Origin of the sequence: Demequina sp. TMPB413 (assembly GCF_020447105.2) — a bacterium.
Taxonomy (GTDB): Bacteria; Actinomycetota; Actinomycetes; order Actinomycetales; family Demequinaceae; genus Demequina.
Map to the genome: position 1 here is coordinate 1,803,662 of NZ_CP096184.1, position 23,226 is coordinate 1,826,887.

22 protein-coding genes and 1 tRNA gene are annotated in these 23,226 nt (G+C 65.5%); 2 read left to right on the plus strand and 21 right to left on the minus strand.

What is annotated here, in order from left to right; translation table 11 throughout:
* Positions 1-8: 8 nt before the first annotated feature.
* The 13 genes from LGT36_RS08720 to mfd all read right to left on the minus strand — a co-directional run bounded on the left by LGT36_RS08720 (position 9) and on the right by mfd (position 12,316).
* Positions 9-992 (minus strand): acetylxylan esterase, encoded by a 984-nt coding sequence (locus tag LGT36_RS08720; RefSeq protein WP_226097431.1) that lies wholly within the window; start codon positions 990-992, stop codon positions 9-11.
* A gap of 29 nt (positions 993-1,021) precedes the next feature.
* Positions 1,022-1,783, minus strand: a complete 762-nt coding sequence (locus LGT36_RS08725; RefSeq protein WP_226097432.1) for a Bax inhibitor-1/YccA family protein — start codon at positions 1,781-1,783, stop codon at positions 1,022-1,024.
* 102 nt (positions 1,784-1,885) lie between these two features.
* Positions 1,886-2,644: an ABC transporter permease gene (locus LGT36_RS08730; protein WP_226097433.1), complete on the minus strand. Its 759-nt coding sequence runs from the start codon at positions 2,642-2,644 to the stop codon at positions 1,886-1,888.
* Positions 2,641-3,462: an ABC transporter ATP-binding protein gene (locus tag LGT36_RS08735; protein WP_226097434.1), complete on the minus strand. Its 822-nt coding sequence runs from the start codon at positions 3,460-3,462 to the stop codon at positions 2,641-2,643. The genes LGT36_RS08730 and LGT36_RS08735 overlap by 4 nt, the downstream gene beginning before the upstream one ends.
* A complete protein-coding gene (locus LGT36_RS08740) occupies positions 3,459-3,824 on the minus strand; it encodes a DUF1048 domain-containing protein (protein ID WP_255633215.1) in 366 nt (121 codons plus the stop codon). Before LGT36_RS08740 ends, LGT36_RS08735 begins: the two co-directional genes overlap by 4 nt.
* Positions 3,821-4,156 carry a PadR family transcriptional regulator gene (locus LGT36_RS08745; protein ID WP_226097456.1) on the minus strand — a complete coding sequence of 112 codons (336 nt, stop codon included), beginning with the start codon at positions 4,154-4,156 and terminating at the stop codon, positions 3,821-3,823. The genes LGT36_RS08740 and LGT36_RS08745 overlap by 4 nt, the downstream gene beginning before the upstream one ends.
* Positions 4,157-4,392: 236 nt before the next feature.
* Positions 4,393-4,466, minus strand: a tRNA-Leu gene (locus LGT36_RS08750).
* Between the two features lie 37 nt (positions 4,467-4,503).
* A complete protein-coding gene (locus LGT36_RS08755; RefSeq protein ID WP_226097435.1) occupies positions 4,504-5,457 on the minus strand; it encodes an exopolyphosphatase in 954 nt (317 codons plus the stop codon).
* Positions 5,458-5,467: 10 nt separating this feature from the next.
* Complete coding sequence (locus tag LGT36_RS08760) at positions 5,468-6,001, minus strand: DUF501 domain-containing protein (protein WP_370634248.1); 534 nt, start codon at positions 5,999-6,001, stop codon at positions 5,468-5,470.
* Entirely contained in the window at positions 5,989-6,519 is a 531-nt protein-coding gene (locus tag LGT36_RS08765) for a septum formation initiator family protein (RefSeq protein WP_226097437.1), read from the minus strand. Before LGT36_RS08765 ends, LGT36_RS08760 begins: the two co-directional genes overlap by 13 nt.
* Before the next feature lie 232 nt (positions 6,520-6,751).
* Entirely contained in the window at positions 6,752-8,035 is a 1,284-nt protein-coding gene (gene eno, locus LGT36_RS08770; protein ID WP_226097438.1) for a phosphopyruvate hydratase, read from the minus strand.
* Positions 8,036-8,129: 94 nt separating this feature from the next.
* Positions 8,130-8,774, minus strand: coding sequence for a hypothetical protein (locus tag LGT36_RS08775; protein WP_226097439.1), 645 nt, complete (start codon positions 8,772-8,774; stop codon positions 8,130-8,132).
* 5 nt (positions 8,775-8,779) lie between these two features.
* Positions 8,780-12,316, minus strand: a complete 3,537-nt coding sequence (gene mfd / locus LGT36_RS08780; protein WP_226264478.1) for a transcription-repair coupling factor — start codon at positions 12,314-12,316, stop codon at positions 8,780-8,782.
* 74 nt (positions 12,317-12,390) lie between these two features.
* On the opposite strand from mfd, the gene LGT36_RS08785 reads away from it, so the two are divergent.
* Positions 12,391-13,029 (plus strand): hypothetical protein, encoded by a 639-nt coding sequence (locus LGT36_RS08785; protein ID WP_226097441.1) that lies wholly within the window; start codon positions 12,391-12,393, stop codon positions 13,027-13,029.
* Here LGT36_RS08785 and LGT36_RS08790 read toward each other — a convergent pair.
* From LGT36_RS08790 to LGT36_RS08815, 6 genes are all read right to left on the minus strand, one after another.
* Positions 13,026-13,889, minus strand: a complete 864-nt coding sequence (locus LGT36_RS08790; RefSeq protein ID WP_226097442.1) for a MerR family transcriptional regulator — start codon at positions 13,887-13,889, stop codon at positions 13,026-13,028. The genes LGT36_RS08785 and LGT36_RS08790 overlap by 4 nt on opposite strands.
* The gene (locus LGT36_RS08795) at positions 13,870-14,820 is read right to left on the minus strand and encodes an esterase family protein (RefSeq protein ID WP_226097443.1); all 951 of its coding nucleotides are present in this window, start codon (positions 14,818-14,820) and stop codon (positions 13,870-13,872) included. Before LGT36_RS08795 ends, LGT36_RS08790 begins: the two co-directional genes overlap by 20 nt.
* Positions 14,821-14,880: 60 nt before the next feature.
* Positions 14,881-17,430, minus strand: coding sequence for a glycoside hydrolase family 65 protein (locus LGT36_RS08800; protein ID WP_226097444.1), 2,550 nt, complete (start codon positions 17,428-17,430; stop codon positions 14,881-14,883).
* Positions 17,427-18,179, minus strand: coding sequence for an HAD family phosphatase (locus tag LGT36_RS08805; RefSeq protein WP_226097445.1), 753 nt, complete (start codon positions 18,177-18,179; stop codon positions 17,427-17,429). The genes LGT36_RS08800 and LGT36_RS08805 overlap by 4 nt, the downstream gene beginning before the upstream one ends.
* 161 nt (positions 18,180-18,340) lie before the next feature.
* Complete coding sequence (gene pth, locus LGT36_RS08810) at positions 18,341-18,946, minus strand: aminoacyl-tRNA hydrolase (RefSeq protein WP_226097457.1); 606 nt, start codon at positions 18,944-18,946, stop codon at positions 18,341-18,343.
* A 105-nt stretch (positions 18,947-19,051) separates the two neighbouring features.
* Positions 19,052-19,672: a 50S ribosomal protein L25/general stress protein Ctc gene (locus LGT36_RS08815; RefSeq protein WP_226097446.1), complete on the minus strand. Its 621-nt coding sequence runs from the start codon at positions 19,670-19,672 to the stop codon at positions 19,052-19,054.
* Positions 19,673-19,864: 192 nt separating this feature from the next.
* Here LGT36_RS08815 and LGT36_RS08820 point away from each other — a divergent pair, with 192 nt between their 5' ends.
* Positions 19,865-20,650: a DUF1206 domain-containing protein gene (locus LGT36_RS08820; RefSeq protein WP_226097447.1), complete on the plus strand. Its 786-nt coding sequence runs from the start codon at positions 19,865-19,867 to the stop codon at positions 20,648-20,650.
* Positions 20,651-20,665: 15 nt separating this feature from the next.
* Here the strand turns inward: LGT36_RS08820 and LGT36_RS08825 are convergent, their stop codons facing one another.
* Complete coding sequence (locus tag LGT36_RS08825; RefSeq protein ID WP_304515548.1) at positions 20,666-21,646, minus strand: ribose-phosphate diphosphokinase; 981 nt, start codon at positions 21,644-21,646, stop codon at positions 20,666-20,668.
* Positions 21,643-23,208, minus strand: coding sequence for a bifunctional UDP-N-acetylglucosamine diphosphorylase/glucosamine-1-phosphate N-acetyltransferase GlmU (gene glmU / locus LGT36_RS08830; RefSeq protein WP_226097448.1), 1,566 nt, complete (start codon positions 23,206-23,208; stop codon positions 21,643-21,645). Before glmU ends, LGT36_RS08825 begins: the two co-directional genes overlap by 4 nt.
* Between the last annotated feature and the right edge of the window lie 18 nt (positions 23,209-23,226).

Below are 23,226 nucleotides of genomic sequence, written 5' to 3' on the forward strand. Positions count from 1 at the left end.
CGGGTCCGCTAGGCGAGCACCCGCGCCACGAAGTTGATCTGCTTGGCGGTCTGATGCATCTGGCCACCCTCGTGGCCGTTGTAGGGGTAGACCTCCATCTGCTTGGCAACGTCGGGGGCCGACTGGCTGCCGTACCAGTTGAAGGCCGCGAAGCCCGTTGACGGCGGGCAAATGTCGTCCATCAGTGCGACTGACCAGAGCGATGGCGCCTTCGCGCGCTTCGCGAGGTTGACGCCATCGAAGTACGACAACGTGTTGAGTACCTGCTCGTCCCTGTCGCGATGCACGGCGAGGTACTTCTTGATCTCGCCGTAAGGCATCGTGTCCACGAGTGTCAGTGCGCGCTCAAAGTGACACATGAAGGGAACGTCTGGCATGACGGCGACGAGGTCGGGCACCAAGCCCGCTACGGCGAGTGTGATGCCGCCGCCTTGAGAGCCTCCCTTGAACATGACCCGCGTGGCATCGACACCTTCAAGCTCGCGCGCCGCGTCGACGGCGCGCACGGCGTCGGTGAAAACGCGCCGGAAGTAGTACTGCTCGGGCGACTCGATGCCACGGGTCATGAAGCCTGGACTGGCGGGCCCTCCGCCGATCGGGTCGGCCGTGTCACCACCATTGCCCCAACCGCCACCCTGACCCCGAGTGTCCATGAACAGGTACGCGTAACCAGCCGAGGGCCACAGCGTGTGTTCGATGGCGAGGCCACGGCCTCCGCCGTATCCGCTGACCTCGACGATGCAAGGAAGCGGCTCCGTGGCGCCGGCGGGCCTGGCGTACCACGCCTTGATGGGGTGGCCGCCAAAGCCTGGGAAAGTCACGTCGGTGACCTCGACGCCCGCCAGGCGCATCGTCTCACCCAGAACGACCTCGCCGCCGATGGCGCGGGCCTCCGCCAGCGTCGTCGTCCAGAACTCGTCGAAATCCGCCGGTTCCCTGACCTGTGGCTGATAGGTGCGCAGTTCCGAAAGTGGCAGGTCAAAGAGAGCCATCGCGTGTCTCCTGGTAGTGAGTGGTGTCTCTAGCGGCGCAAGTAGCTCAGCAGACGCAGCATCTCGATGTAGATCCAGATGATCGCGAAGACCAAGCCGTAAGCGGCGCTCCACTCCCACTTCGAGGGCAGTCCCTTGATCACGCCATTCTCGACAAAGTCAAAGTCGCTGATGAGCATGAGCGCGCCGATGCCGATGGCGAAGATCGACAAGATGAGGCCGAGGTTCACGCCGAGCCCGCCGATCTCGACCTCGCGCATGTTGAAGCCGCCGAACATGACCATGGCGACGTTCACGAGCGAGAACACCACGTACGCGGGCACCGCGATCGCGAGGAACTTGTTGATCTTCTTCGAACCGCGGATCCAGCCCATGCGGTAAGCGGTCAGAGCGCTCGCGAACACGATCGCGGTGGCGATGAGGGCCTGCATGATGATGCCGCCGTAGGCCGCCTCGTAGTACACGGACATTCCGCCGGCCGCGCCACCGAACAGGGCGATGGTGATGGCCATGAGCACCGGCTTGGGCTCGTGACGGGTGCCAAAGGCCACGACGAGGCTCATCACAAACGCTGCAAGGGAGATCGGGAGGGTCAACGCCGGGATCAGCATGCCGACAACAACGGCCGACGCTGCGGCCAGCAGGAACAGCGACGCCGCCTTGGCGATCGTGCCTTCGTACGTCATCCGGTCATCGAAGCCGATGACGCCTGACTGCTGCGCCTGGGGGTCGAATCCGACGGGGCTTCCAGACTGGAACTGCTTGGTGTTGGTGAAGACCGGGTTGGCCACAATGCCTCCTGTGAGTTTCCCCTCGAGTTTAGTCACAGCGCGGCGCAGTGACTCCACCTGCTTAACGTCCGGTGAGCACCGATCATGCCCGTAGCGTGGCGCCTAGCGAGTGCGCCGCCGATACGCGGCCATCGCCGCGAGGATCGCGCCGGCGAGGATCGCTGTGCACCACAACGAGGCGACCCAAATCTCCCCGCCAACAGGCTCTTGAGCCAGCAGGCCCCGGACGGAATTCACGATTGCCGTCACCGGTTGATTCTCGGCGAACCAGCGGACTGGCCCCGGCATGGTCGCCGTGGGCACAAAGGCCGAGCTGATGAACGGCAAGAAGATCAGCGGGTAGGAGAAAGCGATCGCTCCGTCCTGAGTCTTGGCGAGCAGCCCCGCCACCACCGCGAGCCACGTGAGAGCGACCGTGAAGAGCACGAGGATGCCAAGGACGGCAAGCCAGGCCCACGCGTCGGCGCCTGACCGGAACCCCATGGCAAACGCCACGATGATGACGACGGCAAGGGAGACAAGGTTCGCCACGAGCGAGGTGAGGACATGTGCCCAGAGCATCGAAGACCGAGCGATGGGCATGGACCGCAGACGCTCAAAGATGCCTCCCGACACGTCGAGAAAGAGCCTGTACGCGGTGTACGAGACGCCCGATGCGATGGTGATCAGGAGGATTCCTGGCAAGAGGTAGTTGACGTATGACTCAGAGCCACTATCGATCGCACCGCCGAAGACGTAGACAAACAGCAGCATGAAGGCGATGGGCATCACGGCGGTCGTGATGATGGTGTCGGGGCTGCGCAGAATGTGGCGCAGAGACCTGCCGGTCAGGGTGCGGGTGTCGATCAACAGTGCGGTCATGACTGCTCCTCCTTGGCGTCGCGGACGCCGCCGTCGCCGTTCTCATCGATCGCTGCGCTCTCTCCCCTGCCGACGATGGCGAGGAAGATCTCCTCAAGACTCGGCTGCTTCTCGACGTACTCGACCTGTGCCGGCGGGATCAGCGCCTTCAGTTCCGCGAGCGTCCCGTTGGCGATGATGTGGCCCTCGTGGAGGATCGCGATGCGGTCGGCCAACTGTTCGGCCTCGTCCAGGTACTGAGTGGTGAGCAACACTGTGGTTCCGCCGCGCGCGAGGTCCCTGATTGTCCTCCACACCTCGATGCGCGCCTCCGGGTCAAGCCCGGTGGTCGGCTCATCGAGGAAGATCACCGAGGGCTCGCCAATGAGGCTCATCGCGATATCAAGCCGCCGACGCATGCCTCCCGAGTAGGTCGACGCTGGCCTTGAGCCCGCATCGGTGAGTGCAAATCGGGCGAGCAAGTCGTCGGCGATCTGGCCGGGATGATCGAGGTGGCGGAGTCTTGCGACGAGCACGAGGTTCTCCCGCCCCGTCAGTACTGGGTCGACCGCAGCGAATTGCCCGGTCAGGCTGATCGACTCGCGCACGTCGGCCGGCTTAGTCGCCACGTCGAAGCCGTTGACGACGGCCTTGCCCGCGTCCGACGCGAGCAAGGTGGACAGGATCTTGACGAGCGTTGTCTTGCCGGCACCGTTTGAGCCGAGGAGGGCGAAGACGCTGCCGGCGGCGACATCGAGGTCAACGCCCCGGAGCACGTGCACCTCCCCGAACGACTTCGCCATGTCACGCACCGCGATCGCAGTGGCTGGAGCGTTCATCGCTGCTCCCGCCGTTCGGCATCCTCGATCGCCTTTGTGAGCCGGGCGCGCTCTTTGCGAATCCAGCTCCCGCCGTCGTAGTTCGCCATGAACGTCTCGACAAAGTCGACAGGATCTTCCCCGACGACGCTGCGTACGGGAGTCCCCTCCGCCGCGCTCGACTCGAGCAGGTCGGCGAGGTCGACGAGCATCGCGATGAGGCTCTCGCCGTTGCCTGTGGGGCCGATGTTCATCAGGTATCGCTCGAGCGCGAGGGCCGTCTCGCGATAGCCAGCCGGGAGCCCCTTCACCCTCGCCCGGTACTCCTTGTATTGCCTCTTCTGTTCGAACGATCCCGTGACCTTCTCGATCCAACTGGTCATGATGGCTTCCCTTCCTGGTGGAGCTGTCCAAGTCGATCCGAGAGGAAGCTCCACGTCCTCCAGAACTCGTCCAAGTAGTCGCGCCCGTTGGCGTTAAGCGAGTACACCTTGCGAGGCGGCCCCTTCTCCGACGGCACCTTCTCCACGTCGACGAAGCCACGCTGCTCGATGCGGACGAGGAGCGCGTAAATGGTGCCTTCGGCGATGTCCGTGAAGCCTTGTTCGCGCAGCCGGGCGGTGATCTCGTAGCCGTACGCCGGCGCTGCGGCGATGATCGCGAGGACGATGCCCTCGAGGGTCCCCTTGAGCATTTCGGTGATTTGCTTGCCCACGTCGTGGCACTCCTTGCTACTCATTGTCACTGACTACTAGTAGATAGTAACGCTAAATAGCGGGAGCGCAAGGGGGAACTTTTCGCAAGCGGGCAGCGTGTTGCCGGGACGACGCACGGGCCAGCCGCCACGGAGCCCTGAGGCGGGATGGACGACGCTCGGGCGGGACGACGCGTAGTCCGGTTGGCGCGTCGGCCGGGGTAACGCCGACGACGGGGCGGCGTCGGCCGTTGAAGTGCCCCCGGCGGGATTTGAACCCGCACTGTGCCGATTTTAAGTCGGCTGCCTCTGCCAGTTGGGCTACGGGGGCGAGCCTGCCGCGACTGCGCGGCAGGCGGGGTCAGTGCCTAGTGAGCCAGCTCTGCGGCGGAGAAGGCGATGCCGTCGAGGATGTCATGCTCGCTGGTCACCACGTGGGGTAACTCGCCGCCAGCATCGTGCACCGCGGTGCGGACCCGACCCATGAGCGTGTGCCATACCAAGGCCCCTGCGCCGATCACATCGACGCGTCCAGGGTGCATGAAGCCAAGTGCCGCTCGCGAACCGCGTGAGGCGTGAAGCAACTCATCGCAAGCCTTCATGGCGGCATCGATCGGCAGCACCGCGCCGTTGATGCGCTCGCGGTCGTAGGCGTGAAGCCCCAGTGCGTGGGCCGTGACCGTGGTGATCGAGCCTGCGAGTCCCACGAGGGTGCGCGTGCGCTCGACGGGCACTCCCTCGAACGCAGCGTCGATCGCCGCGTGAATGTCCCTGACGGCGTCGCCGATCTCGTGCGGCTCTGGAGGGTCAGACACGAGGTGGCGCTCCGTCATGCGCACGCACCCCACATCCATGGAGTGCGAAGACTCAGGGTGTTCCGTTCCGAGCACCACTTCCGTCGAACCCCCACCGAGGTCCACCACCAGGTACGGCGCGTCGTGACTGGCGTCGAGCACGGAGGTCGCGCCGCGGAAGCTCAACTCGGCCTCCTCGTGTCCAGAAATGACCTCGGGAAGCACGCCGAGCCGCTCGCTCACGCCGTCGAGGAACTGCTGCCGGTTGCGAACATCGCGGGTGGCGGAGGTCGCCACGAACCGCGTGGCCTCGACACCATGCTCGCGGCACAGCGCGGCGGCCTCGTCAACGGCAGCAAAGGTCCTGTCAAGAGCGTCGGCCGCGAACTCGCCCGTCTTGTCCACGCCTTGCCCGAGCCGCACCACCGTCATGGTGCGCACCACGTCGGTCAGTCTGCCCTCGGTGACATCGGCAATGAGGAGGCGCAGGGAGTTGGTTCCACAGTCAACGGCAGCGACGCGAGTCATGCGTGCCAGCCTAGTCGCGCTGCGCGACCGGGTCGCTCGCCCTCGGCACGTCGCATGCACAACGGTCTGGCCTCCACGTGCCGGACATCAGCGCGAGCGCCTCGTCTCCCAAAGGGTTGACCCCTGGGCCCGCCGCGAGGGAGTGGCCCACGAGCACGTGCAGGCACTTCACCCGGTCAGGCATGCCTCCGGCCGAGATGCCGTGGAGCTCCTCCACGTCCTCGATCGCGTAGCGCTCCTCGAGATAGCGTTCGTGCGCCGTGCGGTAGGCGGCGGCCAACTGTTCGTCCTCGCCCAAGCGCTCCTGCATGGGGCGCATCGTTCCCGTCGCCTCGAGAGTCGACGCCGCCGCGACCGCGCCTGGGTGCGTCAAGTAATACAGGGTGGGAAACGGCGTGCCGTCAGGCAGGCGAGGAGCCGTCTTGACGACGGTGGGGTTGCCACAGACGCATCGCGCCGCCACGGCCACCACTCCCCTGGGCACACGACCCAATTGCGCGTGCAGGGTCTCGATGTCCTCAGGGGCGACGCTCACCCGCCCAATTCTATGGGTGCGGCGCTGGGCTGCACGTCGGTCTGCGGCGCTTGGAGCGGGCTTGTGGGAGGACGCATCGGCGCCTTCGGCTCCGCGCCCGCCTCGGCGATTGACGCCCACATGGTGTCGTACCACGGCTCATCGTCGATGACGGTGTCGCCTGCGCGGACGGCGTCGAGAGAGCCCTCTGCCACAGGCCTGGCAAACTCGGGATCGACGACGCGGTATGGAGTCTCGCCTGGGAAGACGTAGGCCAGTCGCTCCCTGGCTTGGGCGACCACAAAAGCGGAGTCGTTCCACCTGGCGAGCTGCGCGTCCAGGTCGTCCACCTCGGTGCGCGCGGCGTCGCGTTCGGCCGCGAGATCCGCAATCTCCGCGCGCTGGTCGAGGTAGACCCTCACCGACGGCCACACCAATGCGAAGGCGAGCCCAAGCACCCCGGCGAGCACGAGCGTGCGCCAGGACAATACGGCGGCGAGCGACCCGCGCACGGGAGCCGCCTGGATCGCTTGCTTGACGGTAGGCACGGACCCAGAAGAAGCGTTCTGACCTGGGCGCGCGGGCGGAGACGTGCGCGCGCCGCCTCGAGACGAGCCGGAACGGGCCGTCCCAGAACGCGCAGACGAACGCGGCGCGCCGGGACGGGTGGGGGCAGACATGCCCCTATTGTCCTGGCGCGCCGCGCGCGTGAGGTGGTGACTCGCGGAGAGCCACCGTTGTTCAGTTGTGACGAGCCGACGCTAGCGCCGGCGGTAGAACCTACTTGCCGTAGCGGCGGGGGAAGGAGGACTTGCCCGCGTACACCGCGGCGTCGTCCAGCTCTTCTTCGATGCGCAGCAGCTGGTTGTACTTGTTGATGCGCTCGCCGCGTGCCGGGGCACCGGTCTTGATCTGGCCGGAGTTGTACGCCACCGACAGGTCGGCGATCGTGACGTCTTCCGTCTCACCCGAGCGGTGAGAAACCATCGCCGTGAAGCCTGCGCGCTGGGCCATCGCCACAGCGTCGGAGGTCTCCGACAGGGTGCCGATCTGGTTGAGCTTGACGAGCAGCGAGTTGGCAGCGGCCTCTTCGATGCCCCTCTTCAGGCGCACGGGGTTGGTCACGAACAGGTCGTCGCCGACGATCTGGGTCTTGGTACCGACCGACGCGGTCAGCGCGGTCCAGTTGGCCCAGTCGTCTTCGTCCAGCGGGTCCTCGATGGACACGAGCGGGTAGTCCGCCACGAGGCCCTCGTAGAACTCGATCATCTCGGCGGCGGACTTCTGGCCGCCCTCCCACTGGTAAGCGCCGTCCTTGTAGAACTCGGTGGCGGCGACGTCGAGCGCAAGCGCAACGTCGTCACCTGGCGTGAAGCCGGCCTTTTCGATGGCGACCAGGATCAGGTCGAGCGCCTCGCGGTTGGAAGCGAGGTTGGGTGCGAAGCCGCCCTCGTCGCCCAGACCGGTAGCAAGGCCACGCTCCTTGAGCACTGACTTGAGGGAGTGGTAGACCTCTGCACCCATGCGCAGCGCCTCGCGGAACGTGGCGGCACCAACGGGCGCAACCATGAACTCCTGGATGTCAACGTTCGAGTCCGCGTGCGAGCCACCGTTGAGGATGTTCATCATGGGGACAGGCAGCACGTGTGCGTTGGGGCCGCCAACGTAGCGGAAAAGGGCAAGGTCGGCGCTGTCAGCGGCGGCCTTGGCGACCGCGAGCGACACACCAAGAATGGCGTTGGCTCCCAGCTTGCCCTTGTTGTCTGTGCCATCAAGGTCGATCATGATCTGGTCGATGAGGCGCTGCTCGGTGGCGTCGAGGCCGACCACCTCAGGGGCGATCTCGTCGATAACGGCGTCAACCGCCTGCTCAACACCCTTGCCCAGGTAACGGCCCTTGTCACCGTCGCGACGCTCTACTGCTTCAAAAGCTCCGGTGGAAGCACCCGAGGGGACTGCCGCACGCGCAAACGTGCCGTCCTCAAGAGCGACCTCGACCTCAACTGTGGGGTTGCCGCGCGAGTCGAGAATCTCGCGGGCGCCGACGGCCTCAATGCTGGCCATGTTGCTCCTATCGTTGTGCCGCGTGAGCGGCCATCTATGGGGTTCTCCCCCGTGAGTCTATCGAGACGGGCGCGAGCCCGCCGGGCCACAGGGCCTAGGCTGACGCCTCGCTCGTGGCCCCTTCAACGCCCATCCAGTCACGCTGTGCGTGAGGATTGAAACCGTTGACGTTCTTCAGCACCAAATAGCTGATCTGGCCGGGAGCGTTCGCGTATTCGGCCACCTCCGTGACGGCACTTGCCAGGCTGTCGGCGAAGACTGCTTGAGAGAAGTCGCCGTACTCAGGGCTGACCTTGGCGCGCTCTTCGAGGCCAGCGATCACCTCAAGAACCGGCTCGGTGAAGGTCACGGAGTCTGTGCCGGCCGGGACCACCTGCGTGGCGAGCGCACGCACGGTACGCACCACCGCGATCTGGTCGTCCGTCACCTCGGTCAGCGTCTTGCCCTTGGCGAGCGCCCAGAACACCGCCGCCTCTTCGATCTCTTCGTCCGTCAAGACGTTGCCGTCGTCGAGCGCGGCCTTCTCTGCCACTGGCTGCAGCAACAGCAAGGTGAGCGTCTCTCCGGGGTCGTTGGCGAAGCCCAACTCGGTCAACGCGGTGGACCACGCGGCAACCTCGTCGTTGGTGACCGTATGACCGTCGAACACGGCGGCCGTGCCAGGAGGCGCCGGCTGGCCGGTCACGGCACAGCCACTGAGTGCAAAGGTCAGCAGGAGTGCGGCAGCGATGCGCTTCATGGTTTTCATCCTATCGGGGAGGGCAAGGCGGTCTTGAGCACGTCCCGCACCCAGTCGAGCACCGCCAGACCCTCCACAGGAGAGCCGCCGATGCGAGCAGTCGTGGGGGCAGGAACCAGGACGCTGCGCACCGCTGGCTTGATGAGCGTGCCTGGGTAGATCCTGGTCATCCGCATGGCCGCCGAGTCGGGCAACTCGATAGGAGCGATGCGGACGTACTTGCCTTGGGCGACCACGTCTGTCACGCCGAGTTGACGCAACTCCAACCGCGCCCGCGCGACCGCAAAGAGGTTTGAGACGGGCTCGGGGATTGGTCCGTAGCGGTCGTCGAGGGCGTCGGCGGCCGCCGCAAGAGCGGCGTCGTCCCCCGCGTCGGCGATGGTCCGATAGGCCTCCAAGCGCAAGCGCTCGTGCTCGATGTATTCGGTGGGGATGTGCGCGTCGATGGGCAGGTCGATCGTGACGGGCGCGCGCTCTTCTTCTCCCTCTCCCCTGAAGCCAGCGACGGCCTCGCCCACCATGCGGATGTAGAGATCGAAGCCCACTCCCTCGATGTGTCCAGACTGCTCGCCACCCAGCAGGTTTCCTGCGCCGCGGATCTCCAGATCCTTGAGCGCGACGGCCATACCGGAGCCGAGGTCAGTGTTGGCCGCGATGGTCTCGAGGCGGTCGTGGGCGGTCTCGGTGAGGGTGCGCTCGGCCGGGTACAGGAAGTAGGCGTACGCGCGATCGCGGCCGCGGCCAACGCGCCCGCGCAACTGGTGCAGTTGCGACAGCCCGAAGGTGTCGGCGCGTTCCACGATGAGCGTGTTGGCGTTGGAGATGTCGAGACCGGTCTCGACGATCGTGGTACACACCAGCACGTCGTATTGCCTGTCGTAGTAGTCGACGATTACCTGTTCGAGTTGCTTCTCGCTCATCTGGCCATGCGCCACGGCGATGCGGGCCTCAGGCACGAGTTCGGCCAGTTGCACGGCCGCGCGAGTGATGGTCTTGACGGAGTTGTGAATGTAGAACACCTGCCCGTCGCGCAACAGTTCGCGGCGAATAGCGGCGGCCACCTGGGCCTGTTCTTGAGGGCCAACGTAGGTGAGGATCGGGTGGCGTTCCTCTGGCGGCGTCGCGAGCGTCGACATTTCGCGGATGCCCGTGACCGCGAGTTCGAGAGTGCGCGGGATGGGCGTGGCCGACATCGACAGGACGTCCACGTCGGTGCGCAACGCCTTCAAGGTCTCCTTGTGCTCGACTCCAAAGCGCTGCTCCTCGTCGATAATCACGAGGCCAAGGTGCTTGAAACGCACGGAGCCGGTGATGAGCCTGTGCGTGCCGATCACCATGTCGATCGTCCCGTCCGATAGGCCTTCGACGACGGCCTTGGCCTCCTTATCGCTTTGGAAGCGGCTGAGTGCGGCGACTTTCACGGGGAAGGGAGCGAAGCGTTCGGCGAAGGTGTCGACGTGTTGCTTGACCAGCAGTGTGGTGGGGCACAGCAGTGCCACCTGCGTGCCGTCCTGGATGGCCTTGAACGCGGCCCGCACCGCAATCTCGGTCTTGCCAAAGCCCACGTCGCCACACACCAGCCTGTCCATGGGCACCGGCTTCTCCATGTCGGCCTTGACGTCGTCGATCGTGCTCAGCTGGTCGGGCGTCTCGACGAACGCGAAGGCTTCCTCGAGCTCCCGCTGCCACGGAGTGTCCTGGCCGAACTCGCGGCCCTTGGTCGCCATGCGCGCGGAGTACAACCTGATGAGCTCAGCCGCGATCTCCTTAACGGCCTTGCGGGCGCGCCCCTTGGTCTTCGCCCAGTCGGCGCCGCCCATCTTGTTGACTGTCGGAGCCTCGCCACCCACGTACTTGGTGATGAGATCGAGTTGGTCAGTGGGGACGCTCAGCCGGTCCCCCGCCTGCCCCTTCTTGGAAGGCGCATATTCGATCACCAAGTACTCACGTTCGACGCCGCGGACGGTGCGCTTGGTCAGTTCCACAAAACGGCCGACGCCGTGGCTTTCGTGGACCACAAAGTCGCCAGGGCGTAGCTGCAGGGGGTCGACGACGTTGCGGCGCTTCGATGGCACCTTCACCTTTGGCCCGGCGACGGCGGTGGCGCGGCCCGTCAGATCGGACTCGTGGAGCACCAGCAGTCGCTGCTCCGGGACTTGGAAGCCTCCGCCGTTGACTCCGGCGACGATGTCGATTACCCCTGGCGACACCTCCGCAGTGTCGTCGCTGACGCGTGAGGGCAGGTCCGCGTCGCGGCACTGCTCCGCGATGCGCTGCGCCGAGCCGGTGCCGGCGGCAGCAATCACGATGCGCCACCCCTCCGCCAGGCGCGTTCGCGCCAACTCAAGAGCGGCGCCGGCCCTGCCACGGAAAGACTCGAGCGCGACAAAGCCCGTCTCGCTCGCGTCGTCACCACCGAACGGGCCGATGGTCGCCCAGCCGATTCCGGCCGACTCCATCGCCTCGTGCAGTTCATCCATCGTGAGGAAGCCGCCCTTGGCGAGCGGGCTATCGCTGGCCGAGTCGGCAACGGCGGCCAACTCAAGGGGTGCGTCGGCGCCAGCCGTGGCACTCACCCACGCCGCGGCGAGGAACTCCTCCGCCGTGCTGTGGAGGTCTTCAGCGCGGCGCGCCAGCCGCTCCGGCTCAAGCGCGACGATGCGCGTGCCTCGCGGCAGCAGCGCTGGCAGCGTTTCGAGGTGGTCGACCAGCACCGGCAGGAGCGACTCCATTCCCTCGACAACTTGCCCTGCAGCGAGGCGCCCCAACAGGTCAGCCGCCGCAGGAAGCATCGACTGCACGGCGGAGGCGCGGCGTTGCACCTCTTCAGTAAGCAACACTTCCCTGCACGGAGGCGCCCAGAGCCGTTCGACCTCCGCGAGGGAACGCTGGTCGGCCACCGAGAACTGCCTGATCGACTCCACCTCATCGCCAAAGAACTCGATGCGCACAGGGTGAGGGTCCGTCGGAGCGAACACGTCGACGATGCCGCCGCGTACCGCGAACTCACCGCGGCGCTCGACCATGTCGACGCGCGCGTAGGCGGCCCGCGCCAGCCTTTCCACCACGTCGGTGAGGTCGACACGCTCGCCTCGCGTCAACCGGACGGGTTCAAGGTCCGCGAGGCCCGGAGCCAGGGGCTGCAACGCCGCGCGCAAGGGCGCCACGACGATGCGAGGAGCCGGCAATCCAGTCTCCACGGCAGCCTGTTCAGGGTGCGCGATGCGGCGCAAGGTGGCCAACCTGCGCGCGACCGTGTCCGCGCGGGGGCTGAGCCGCTCGTGCGGGAGCGTCTCCCAGTTGGGAAACAGGGCGACCTCGTGAGGGTCGAGATACGCGCCAAGGGCGGATTCGAGGGCTTCGGCGTCGTTGCCCGTGGCGGTCAAGACGACGAGGAGGCTCTGAGGGTCAACGGCCGACGCGATCAGGGCAGGCGACGCCGACGGCGGAGCCACCAGGTGGTCGCCGTCTGCGATGCGGGGTGCCCCGACGGAAGCGACAAGCGGCGCGAGCGGACGTGACAACGGGGGCCTCCAGGGCATGCCAATAGACCGGATTTCCGGCTTCACCATCCTAAGCGCCGACGCCGACACCGCCTCCCGGTAGCGTGAGGCAAATGACAGAGTTGGCCGAGTTGCCCGATCTTGACCAAGCCGACGCACGTGATCTCGTGGGACGCGCGGTGCTCGATGGCCTGCGCCTGGACGGCGCCAACCTGGACGGCACGAGCGCCGCGCAGGTACGCCTCTTGGAATGCGCGCTCGTCGACTGTAGGGCCGATGCCCTCGACCTTCCGGGGGTCACCGCAGTCGACGTCTACGTCGGCGGCCTCCAGGCGCAGACCCTCAGTTGCAGGAACGGCGAGTGGCGCGACGCCACGTGGGCGGAGGTGCGCATCGGTGCCGTGTCGGCCGATGGCTGCGAGTTCACCGACTTCACGGTGCGCGACTCGCGAATCGATCTTCTGTCCCTGCGTGATACGCGCATCCGACGCCTCACCGTGCGCCACTGCCGGATCGACACCCTGGACCTGTCGATGGCTACGGTGGAGGATCTCACGGTCCTCGGAGGCACGGTGGGAGAGGTGTTGACCGAGGAATCGCGCATGACGCGCGTGGACCTGTCAAACACCACACTCGGTGCCGTCGGCCACCCAGGCTCCTTGCGCGGCATGATGCTGTCGCGGCCACAAATCGAGGACATCGCGCCGGCTCTCGCCGCGCACCTGGGGATCGCCGCGAAGGACGTCGGTTAGGCGTCGCGGTCTGGCTCACTCTGGCCGTAGGGCCAGGCAACGACGACGGTCGAGCCGCCCTGCGAACCGTGCACCTCCGGGGCGGAGCCAGCAAGGTCATGACCGAGGTTCATGTGCCAGTCGAAGAGGACCTCGAGGGACGAGCGGATCAGTGGGTAGAGGTCGCGCCGGTAGGGGAAGCTGATTTCTCCGCGCGGCTGGCTGGGGCGGTGCACGAGGGACGTTCCGACGGGCACATCCGGCGGCTGCGGAACGGCCACGCAGAACTCGACCGCGCCCGCAAGATCGTCTGTGACGGGTTCGGGAAACCGCATGTACATGGGTCCGTGATCGAGTGGACCGCACGCCTCAGCGAACACGGCGAACCATGACTGTGCGGCCTGATCGACGCCGATCGCGTTGCATCGCGTCGAGCCGACAAGCGCGAGATGCGCGGGGGCGTGCCCGATGGTGACGTCCAGCGCGGGGGTGCCATCAGGCACCGCGAGCCTGTTGATGACCTGGTGGAGCCGAAACTGCTTGCCTCGGAGCGCCTCGGCCTGGCCGTAGACCAGCGTCTTGATGGCGTCAGCCGCCGACTGGGGCGCGCCCATGTCGGCACCGAGCACGGCAACCACATCCACCAAATCAGCTCGGGTGAAGCCCACGGTACGCAGTTCGCGGAGCAGCACGCCCAGCTCGACCTGGTCTGGATGGTAGTAGCGGAATCCGGTCCGGTCATCGACGAGGTGCGGGGAGATGAGGTCAATCTCCTCGTAGCCGCGGAGCGTCTTGCGGCTCAGGCCGGTGCGTCGTGCGAATTCACCCGCCGTGAGCACGTCGGCGGCGTCGTGCCAGGGGTCACCCGTTGCCGTCCGCATAAAACCCAAGATAGGCCTCCACGTTGTCCACCCAGTACGAGAAGTCGTGGCCACCCTGACCCAACTCGAAGTGCACATCCGCTCCGCGGGTCTCGAGCAACTGGGCGAAGTCTTCCGTGGGTGGCCGGAAACCCCACTCGTCGTTGTCGCCCACGTCGAGGTAGAACTCAAGGCCATTGAGATCGGCTGTCTCTGCCAGCAGGAAGGGGTCTCGCTCCTCAAGGGGCACGTCGGGCGGATACAACCAGGTGAAATCACGGTCAGTGACAAGCGCCGGCGAGTGAGCTCCCACCCGGGAGAACAGGTCGGGATGGCGCAGTGCCAGGTGCAGCGCCGCGAACCCTCCCATGGAGATTCCGCCAACAAAGCGACCGGATCGGTCATCCACCGTGTCGTACTCCTGGTCGATGAAAGCGATCAGGTCCTCGGCCAGGAAGTCCTCGTAGCGGTTGCCGTCGTAGTAGACCGAGGGCCTACCGGGTATGTCGACCATGCCCGACTCGGTGTTGTTGACTCCGAAGCTGTTGTCGATGTTCGGCATGACGATCAGCATCGGCTCGATCACGCCAGTGGCGATCAGGTTGTCTGACACACTCGCCACACCCAGGTTGCTCCACATGTTGTTGTTCTCTCTTTGGCCGTGCAGCAGATACACCACCGGAACCGGACCAAGGTCTTCAAGGCCAGGGGGTTCATACACCGTCACCGATTGCGTGTGCCCGAGCGCCTGGCTTTCGACCTGAAGCTGGTACACCTTGCCCGCGCTCGACGGCGAAGGTGAAGGTGCCACCGCCGCGTCACCCGACGCGATGCTGCCGGGCGACGCCGTCTGGCTCCCCCCGGGACCAGCGTTCACCGTTGTCGGTTCCGCGCAAGCACTCACACCAGCAACAACACAAGCAACCATCGTGACCGCACTCAAGAATCTCATGAACGCGATCTTGACATTGGCCCCAGGGGCCAACACAAGCGTTGCTCGGGCGGGCGTCTGCTAACTCAGCGAGTTCGGCGCTTCCATCTCCACATCCGTCACGTCCGCCTCGTTCACGTTCGGCGGCAACGATGCCGTGACGACAGTGCCGTCGGCGCGCAGCGTGCCGTGATACTTCTGCGGATCAGGCATGCCGTCGATGCGCGGTCCCTGATCCTCGAGAGGCACGACGACCTCGGCGTGAGCAAGGACGTTGTGGTGAGTGCCGCGCACGTCGACGGTGAGGCCCGGACCCTCCTCGATGCTGAAGGCGATCGACTCCTTGCGCACCGTCACCTTGACCCTCGTCCCCCGCTGGGTGAGCCTGAAGGTGAGCGACGGCCACGCGTCGGGAAGCCGCGGGTCGAAGTGGAGCATCGAACCGTGATCGCGCAGGCCGCCGAAACCAAAGACAAGCGCGGACCATACGCCGCCAGCCGAGGCGACGTGCACGCCGTCGGCCGTGTTCGAATGCAGGTTACCGATGTCGACAAAGATGCCGTCCCAGAAGTACTTCAAGGCGAGCTGGTGGTAACCGACTTCTGCCGCGATGATCGACTGGACGACGCCTGACAACGACGAGTCTCCCGTGGTGATCGGGTCGTAATACTCGAAGTCGGAACGCTTCTCTTCCAAAGAGAAATGCTCAGACTGCAAGAAGAGCGCAAGCACCACGTCGGCTTGCTTGAGGACCTGGAAGCGATAGATCACCAGTGGGTGGAAGTGCAGCAGAAGTGGCCGCTTTTCCGGAGGCGTGTTCGCCAGGTCCCACACCTCGCGCTCATTGAATAGCGCGTCTTGAGGGTGGATCCCAAGGTTGTCGTCCCACAGGATGGCCATGGCCTCCGCGGCGCGTTCCCACTCCTCGACTTCCTCCTGCTCAAGACCCAGGCGCGCCACCATCTTGGCGTGCTGATCGGGCCACGTGTCGGCGAGCTTGCGCACCGACTGGGCGGCACAGCGCAAGTTGAAGCGTGCCATCACGTTCGTGTAGAGGTTGTCGTTGACCACCGTGGTGTACTCGTCCGGTCCAGTCACCCCGTGAATGCGGAACGATGTTTCGTTGCCTGCGGTCCCGCGCCAGAATCCGAGGTCCGCCCACATCCTGGCGGTCTGCACCAAGATGTCGATGCCCTCGCGTGCCAAGAATTCGTCGTCTCCCGTGGCGTGCACGTACTTGTTGATCGCGTATGAGATGTCGGCGTCGATATGGTACTGCGCGGTTCCTGCGGCATAGTATGCGGAGGCCTCCTCGCCGTTGATGGTGCGCCACGGATACAAAGCCCCCCGTTGGGCGAGTTCGGCGGCCCGTCGTTCGGCGGCCCCGAGCATCCGGTACCGATATCTGAGGGCGTTGCGCGCCATCACGGGGGACGTGTAGGTGAAGAATGGCACCACGTAGATTTCGGTGTCCCAGAAGTAGTGGCCGCCGTAGCCGGAACCACTGACTCCCTTGGCGGAGATGCCGTTCCCGTCGCCGCGCGCGCCCGCTTGCGCGAGTTGGAACAAGGACCACCTGATGGCCTGCTGCAGACCCGGGTCTCCCCCCACCTCCACGTCGGAGCGTGCCCAGAAATCATCGAGCCACTCTCGCTGCTCCTCGAACTGCTTGTCCGCTCCCTCATCGCGCAGGCGATCGAGCGTGCGGTTGCAACGGTCGGCCAGTTCCCGAGCTGGCACCACACTCGACGTGTGATAACTGACCGCCTTGGTCAGGGAGAAGGTCACGCCGGGCTTCAGTTGAGTGCGGAACACGTGCTTGGCATAGTCCTCCTCCACCTCGCTGAGGCACTCGTAGTCCCCGGTGTAGTCGACCCAATGCTCCATCGCCACGGCCATCGTCATGCCGGAGTTCGCACACTCATACCCCAAGTGGATGCGACCGTCTTCCTCCTTGTGCATACGCGGCTCAAGAACCCGTTCGACAAACTTTTGCGCCTTGCGGGGGTCCGTCTCACCCGTGGGATCCGGGTTGGCCCGGTACTCGTCCAGGCCCGCCTGACGGTTGAGAAGTTGGGAGGAGATCGCGATCGGCGCTTCCTTGTCCAGGAGCGTCACCTCGAAGGTCATCAACGCGGCGTGGCGGTGCGTGAAGGACACCACGCGCCGGGACCGCACCCTCACCCGGTTTCCCGCTGGGGTACGCCACAACAGGTCGCGGGTGAGCACGCCGTCACGCATGTCGAGCGAGCGGTTGTACTCGATGAGGTCCGCTACGGATAGCAACAGGGGTTCATCGTCGACGTACAGCCTGATGACCTTGGCGTCGGGGACGTTGACGATGGTCTGGCCGGTGCGGGCAAAACCGTAGGCCTCCTCGGCGTGGCGGATGGGCCACGTCTCGTGAAAGCCATTGATGAAGGTGCCGTGGGAATGGAAGTCGTGCCCCTCTTCCACGTTTCCGCGCAGTCCGAGATAGCCGTTTCCCACCGAGAACAGGGTCTCGCTGGTGCCGATGTCGTCGTCGTCGAACGTCGTCTCCGTGAGTCGCCATGGGTCGGCGGGAAAGCGCAATCTGTCGACGTACTCCCGCAGGTCGGTCTCGAAGGGCGGGTTGTGAGCGGCCTTCACGGCTGCACCAACTCTGCAAGATCGCGCACCACTACGTCGGCGCCCGCACGCACCAGGCCATCGGCGCCCGCGCCTCTGTCGACGCCGATGACGAGCGCGAAGTCGCCTGCGGCCCCTGCCTGCACCCCCGAGATCGCGTCTTCGACGACGACGGACACGGCGTCGCTCACGCCCAGTTGTGTCGCCGCGTATTGGAACGTGTCGGGCTTGGGTTTGCCTGGCAACGCCTCGGCGGCGGCCACGTTACCGTCGACCACCACTTGAAAGCGGTGAGCAAGGCCTGCGACCCTCAGCACCTCGGCCGCGTTGCGCGAGCTCGACACCACCGCCATCGGAACGTCAAGAGACTCCAAGACATCGATCAGCGCAACCGACCCTGGAAACGCGGTGACGCCTTCTTCGTCGAGCACGGCATTGAAGGCGTCGTTCTTGGAGTTGCCGAGCGCGCACACGGTCTGATCACCGGGCGGGTCGCTTGGAGACCCATACGGCAACTCCACGCCGCGCGAGGCGAGGCACACCTGGACGCCCTCGTACCGGGGCCTGCCGTCGATGTAGGCGAAGTAGTCCTCGTCCGTATAGGCAGGGGTGATGCCATGGGAGGCAAAGAAGGTGGTGAACATGCGCCGCCATGCGGCCATGTGGACGTCTGCGGTGGGAGTCAGTACTCCATCGAGGTCAAACAGGACCGCGCCAAAACTGCGGTCAGGGACCTGCGGAATGGTCCAGTCGGAGCGACCTGAGGTCAATGGGGAACCCCCTTGGGCTGCTGGGTGAGGCCGGCATCGGTCGTGGTGCCGTGCCCCCAGCAAAGGGGGCCGACGTCTTCGATCGTACTGGCGAACCTGTGGCCTGTGTCCAGTGCGGCGGCGAGAGGAGTCACGATCAGGTCACAGATCCCCCCGCCCTCCTAATCCGACGTGTGGAACCGTTGTTGTGCCTCGGAGATGCCCTTGGTGAGGAGGTCCTCAACGGCGTCGGCTGCGAGCGCGACGACGAGGTCGCGCTCCTTGCGCTCAGCGGCGCTGAACGGCTTCAGCACGAAATCGGCTGGCGCTTGGCGGCCAGGGGGACGGCCGATGCCGACGCGCACTCTCACGTAGTCGGGCGTGCCAAGAGCCTTGGTGATGTCCTTCAAGCCGTTGTGCCCACCCGAACCGCCGCCGCGCTTGATCCTGATCGCGCCGTAAGGGATGTCGAGCTCGTCGTGAATCACCACGACGTCTGCCGGCGCAATGTCGTAGTACTTGGCCAAGGCGCCGACTGGTCCGCCGGAGAGATTCATGTACGACATCGGCTTGGCGACGACAACGGCGGCGCCCCCTGGGCCGACGCCTCCCAACCTGATACTCGCGGCCTGGGAGTGAGTCCGTTTGACGGACGAGAACGACGCCGAATACCGCGACGCAATTTCGTCGGCGACCATCTGGCCGACGTTGTGGCGCGTCTGGGCGTATTCGGGACCGGGGTTTCCAAGGCCAACCACCAGAGCCGTCACCGCGTTCTCCTCAGTCATTGCGTCGTGCGGGTCTTCCTGACGTGACGATCCCGTGAGGGAGCGCACAGCACGACGCCCGGCTCGCCACATCGCGGCAAACCGGGCGTCCATGCGTGTCAAGTCTTACTCGGAGTCTGCCTCGGAGGGGCCCGCAGCGGACTCTGCAGCCTCTTCCGCTGCCGCTTCCTCTTCCTCGGAGACGGTTCCGCGTGGCACCGAGATGGCGACGACAGTGGTGTCGGGGTCCGTCACGAGCGTCGAGCCCGCTGGCAGCTTCACGTCGCCTGCAGTGACCTTCTGACCCTCTTCGAGGCCCTCGATCGACACCTCGACCGACTCGGGAATGTGTGTGGCTTCTGCCTCGATCGACAGTGTGTTGTGCTCGGTCACGGCAACGGTGCCGGGGAACGAGTCGCCCACGACGTGCACCGGGATGTCGACGGTAACCTTCTCGCCCTTGCGGACAATCAGCAGGTCGACGTGCTCAATGGTGCGCTTGACGGCGTGGCGCTGGACATCCTTCGCGAGCACCATCTGGCTCTCGTCGTCCCACGCCACCGTGATGAGGGCGTTCGAGTGCTTGAGCGTCATCATCGTCTCGTGGCCTGGCAACAAGACGTGCAGCGGGTCAGCACCGTGGCCGTAGATCACTGCAGGGATCTTGTGCGCCATCCTGGCGCGGCGCGCGGCACCCTTGCCAAATTCGGTGCGCTTTTCGGCAGCAAGCTTGAGCTTGTCAGACATGGTTCTCCTCGAATCGGTCGAATACGGGCCCAGGCAAGGCAGGACGCACCGCATCCGCCGCGTCGATCACGCCAGCCGTGCTGCTTGCCAGCCTCGCCGAGGAACCCGGATAGTCTACTGCGTCTCACGACCAGCCGCGACCTTGATTCGCGGGGCGGAATGCCTGGTGCCGCCGCGGTCGTTGCCACCACCATGACTACCTCTGCGAATGGCACAGCACGCAATGGCACATCGGGAGACGTGTGGGAAAAGACGGCGCGGGGCGGGTACGCCATCACCGGCCTTGTGCACATCGTGCTCGGCTATCTCATCGCGAGGCTGGCCTTCGGTGGCAGCAGTGGCGAGGCGTCCCAGTCCTCTGCGCTTTCACAACTCAGTGAGACGCCAGTCGGCGGCGTCGTTATCTGGGTAGCAGTGGGCGCATGGGCCGCTCTTGCGGCCTGGCAAATCGCCGATGCGCTCCGCAGCCACGACGAAGGGAAGGACAGGGCGAAGGCGGCCGGCAAGGCTGTCGTCTACGCCGTCCTTGCCTTCGTGGCGTACACCGTGGCTCAGGGCACCGGTGGGTCAAGCAACGGCGACTCGCAAGCGCAAGGCTATGCCAGCGACCTCATGCAGGCTCCCGGGGGTCGGGTGCTGCTTGGTGCTATCGGACTCGGAATCTTGGCTGCGGGTGCCTATCACGTCTACAAAGGCGTCACCAAGAAGTTCGAAGAGGACCTGACGGGCGCGCCGAATGCGGTGAAGGCGCTCGGCACGGTCGGATACCCCGCCAAGGGCGTCGCGCTCGGCGCTGTGGGCGCCTTCTTCACCTACGCCGCACTGACGGCGGATCCTGACAAGGCGCGGGGGCTTGACGGAGCAATCGGCGGCCTACTCGACGCCCCATTCGGCCAGCCGATCGTGATCGCTGTAGGCGTGGGCTTCGCGGCGTACGGCCTGTACTCATTTGGCCGCGCCCGCTACGCGAAGATGTGACGGATTCCCGAGGAGCTAGACGTTCCCGTTGAACAGGCTCGTCACGGAGCCGTCGTCGAATACCTCGCGCACAGCGCGTGCGATGAGCGGCGCGATCGACAGCACGGTGAGGCGCTCAAAGCGCTTCTCGTCTGGGATCGGCAACGTGTCCGTCACCACGACCTCGGAGATGCCTGAGTCGCGGAGCCTCTCCACGGCGGGGCCCGACAGGAGGCCGTGAGTCGAGGCCACGATCACGTCCTTGGCGCCGTTCTCGAAGAGCGCGTTGGCCGCCTGGACGATTGTACCGCCGGTGTCGATCATGTCGTCGACCAGCACACACGTGCGACCCTCGACCTCGCCGACGAGTTCGTGGACCTTGACCTGGTTGGGAACCGAGGGGTCGCGGCGCTTGTGGATGATCGCGAGCGGCGAGCCAAGGTGGTCTGACCACTGGTCGGCGAGGCGCACACGGCCGGCGTCGGGAGAGACGATCGTGAGGTTGTCTGGCGCCACGCGGGAACGCACGTACTGCGCCAGCAGCGGCATGGCCCACAAGTGGTCGACGGGACCGTCAAAGAATCCCTGAATCTGCGACGTGTGCAGGTCGACAGACATGATGCGATCGGCGCCCGCCGTCTTGAAGAGGTCGGCCATCAGCCTGGCGGAGATCGGCTCGCGACCCTTGTGCTTCTTGTCCTGGCGGGCGTATCCGTAGCACGGCATGATCACCGTGATGCGCTTGGTCGAGGCGCGCTTCAGTGCGTCCACCATGATGAGCTGTTCCATGATGGCTTCGTTGATGGGGGCGGCGTGCGATTGCAGCACGAACGCATCGGTGCCGCGCACCGACTCACCAAAACGGATGTACAACTCGCCATTGGCGAAGGTGTAGGCGGTGGTGGGGACGGGTTCGATGCCGAGCTCTCTGGCGACGTTCTCCGCCAGTTCAGGGTGTGCGCGGCCGCTGGTAAAGACGAGCCTTCGCTCACTCGTGTTCGAGATCATCGACATCATCGCTTTCCTCGCTCGCTCGGCGCGTCGTCCTGACTGAACGATATCGGTTCGGGGAGAGCCCCCGCGCCGCCGAGGTCCTGTTGGGAAGCCCTCACGGCGGCGTCTGCCGACGCGGTTCCTGGGCGATGGGATGCCACCCAGCCCTCGATCACCTGCTGCGGCACGCTGTTGCGGCCCAGCGCGCCAGAGGGCACATCCCTGCGAATGATCGCGCCAGCCCCCGTGTACGCGCCATCGCCGATTGTGATCGGCGCGATGAGCGAGTTGTCTGAACCGATCCGCACGTGGTTGCCCACGGTCGTGTGGTTCTTGTTCACGCCGTCGTAGTTGACGAAGATGGTGGCCGCTCCGATATTGGAGTGCTCGCCGATGGTCGCGTCGCCCACGTAGCTCAAGTGAGGAACCTTCGAGTGCGCGCCGATGGTTGCGTTCTTGGTCTCCACGAACGCGCCGATCTTGCCGTCCGTACCGAGCGCTGTGCCTGGGCGCAAGTAGGAGAACGGGCCAACCGTCGCGCCTTCGGCGATCGTGGACGAAGAGCCGTGAGTGCGGATCACGGTGGCGTCCTTGCCGACGGTCACATCAGTGAGCGTCGAGTCGGGGCCGACGACGGCGCCGGTAGCGACGCTCGTGGTGCCGTGCAGTTGGGTACCCGGCAGGATCGTCGAATCTTGCTCGAGAGTGACGGTGACGTCGATCCAGGTGGTCGAGGGGTCCACGATCGTCACTCCACTGCGCATCCATCGTTCGAGTACCGATTGATTGAGCGCGGCCCCCATCGCAGCGAGTTGAACCCTGTCGTTGATGCCTTCGACTGCGCCGGGCTGGGGAGCCACAAAGGCACCGACCGGCTTGCCTGCCGCCCGCGCGATCGCCACGACGTCCGTGAGGTACAACTCGCCTTGCGCGTTGTCTCTGTCGAGCCCGCCGAGCACCTCGCGCAGCGTCGCGGCGTCGAACACATACAAGCCAGCGTTGATCTCGGTGATGGCCAGTTCCGCGTCGCTCGCGTCCTTGTGCTCGACGATGCGGGCGACGGCTCCGTCGGCGTCGTGGACGATGCGTCCGTAACCGGTGGGATCGTCAACTTTGGCTGTCATGACGGTGACGGCCCTGTTCCCTGCCGTGTGGTCGGCGAGCATCGCGCTCAGCAAATCCGTGTCCACCAGAGGAACGTCGGCGGAAGTCACGAGGATCGGACCAGTTGCCTGGCTCGAAATGACGTCTTCCCGATCGAGGCCCTCTGCGACGGCGGCGGCCATGGCTGTGGCGTCGAGAGCGGAAAGCCCGCACCAGACGGCGCGCCCCGTTCCCGGGACGTCGTCTTGGTCGGCCATGAGAGCGGCTGGCGCCGCCTCGACGGCGTGCGCGGCCACCTGGTCGCGTGCGTGGCGGACCACCACCACGAGACGCTCGGGCTGAAGGCCTTGGGCGGCAGCAATCGCGTGGTGAAGCAGTGAGCGTCCACCGATTCGGTGCAACACCTTGGGTGTCGAGGACTTCATGCGAGTGCCTTCACCCGCTGCAAGAATCATGACGGCGGCTGGTCGCGTGACGCTCACCGCACCCCCTTGTGTGGG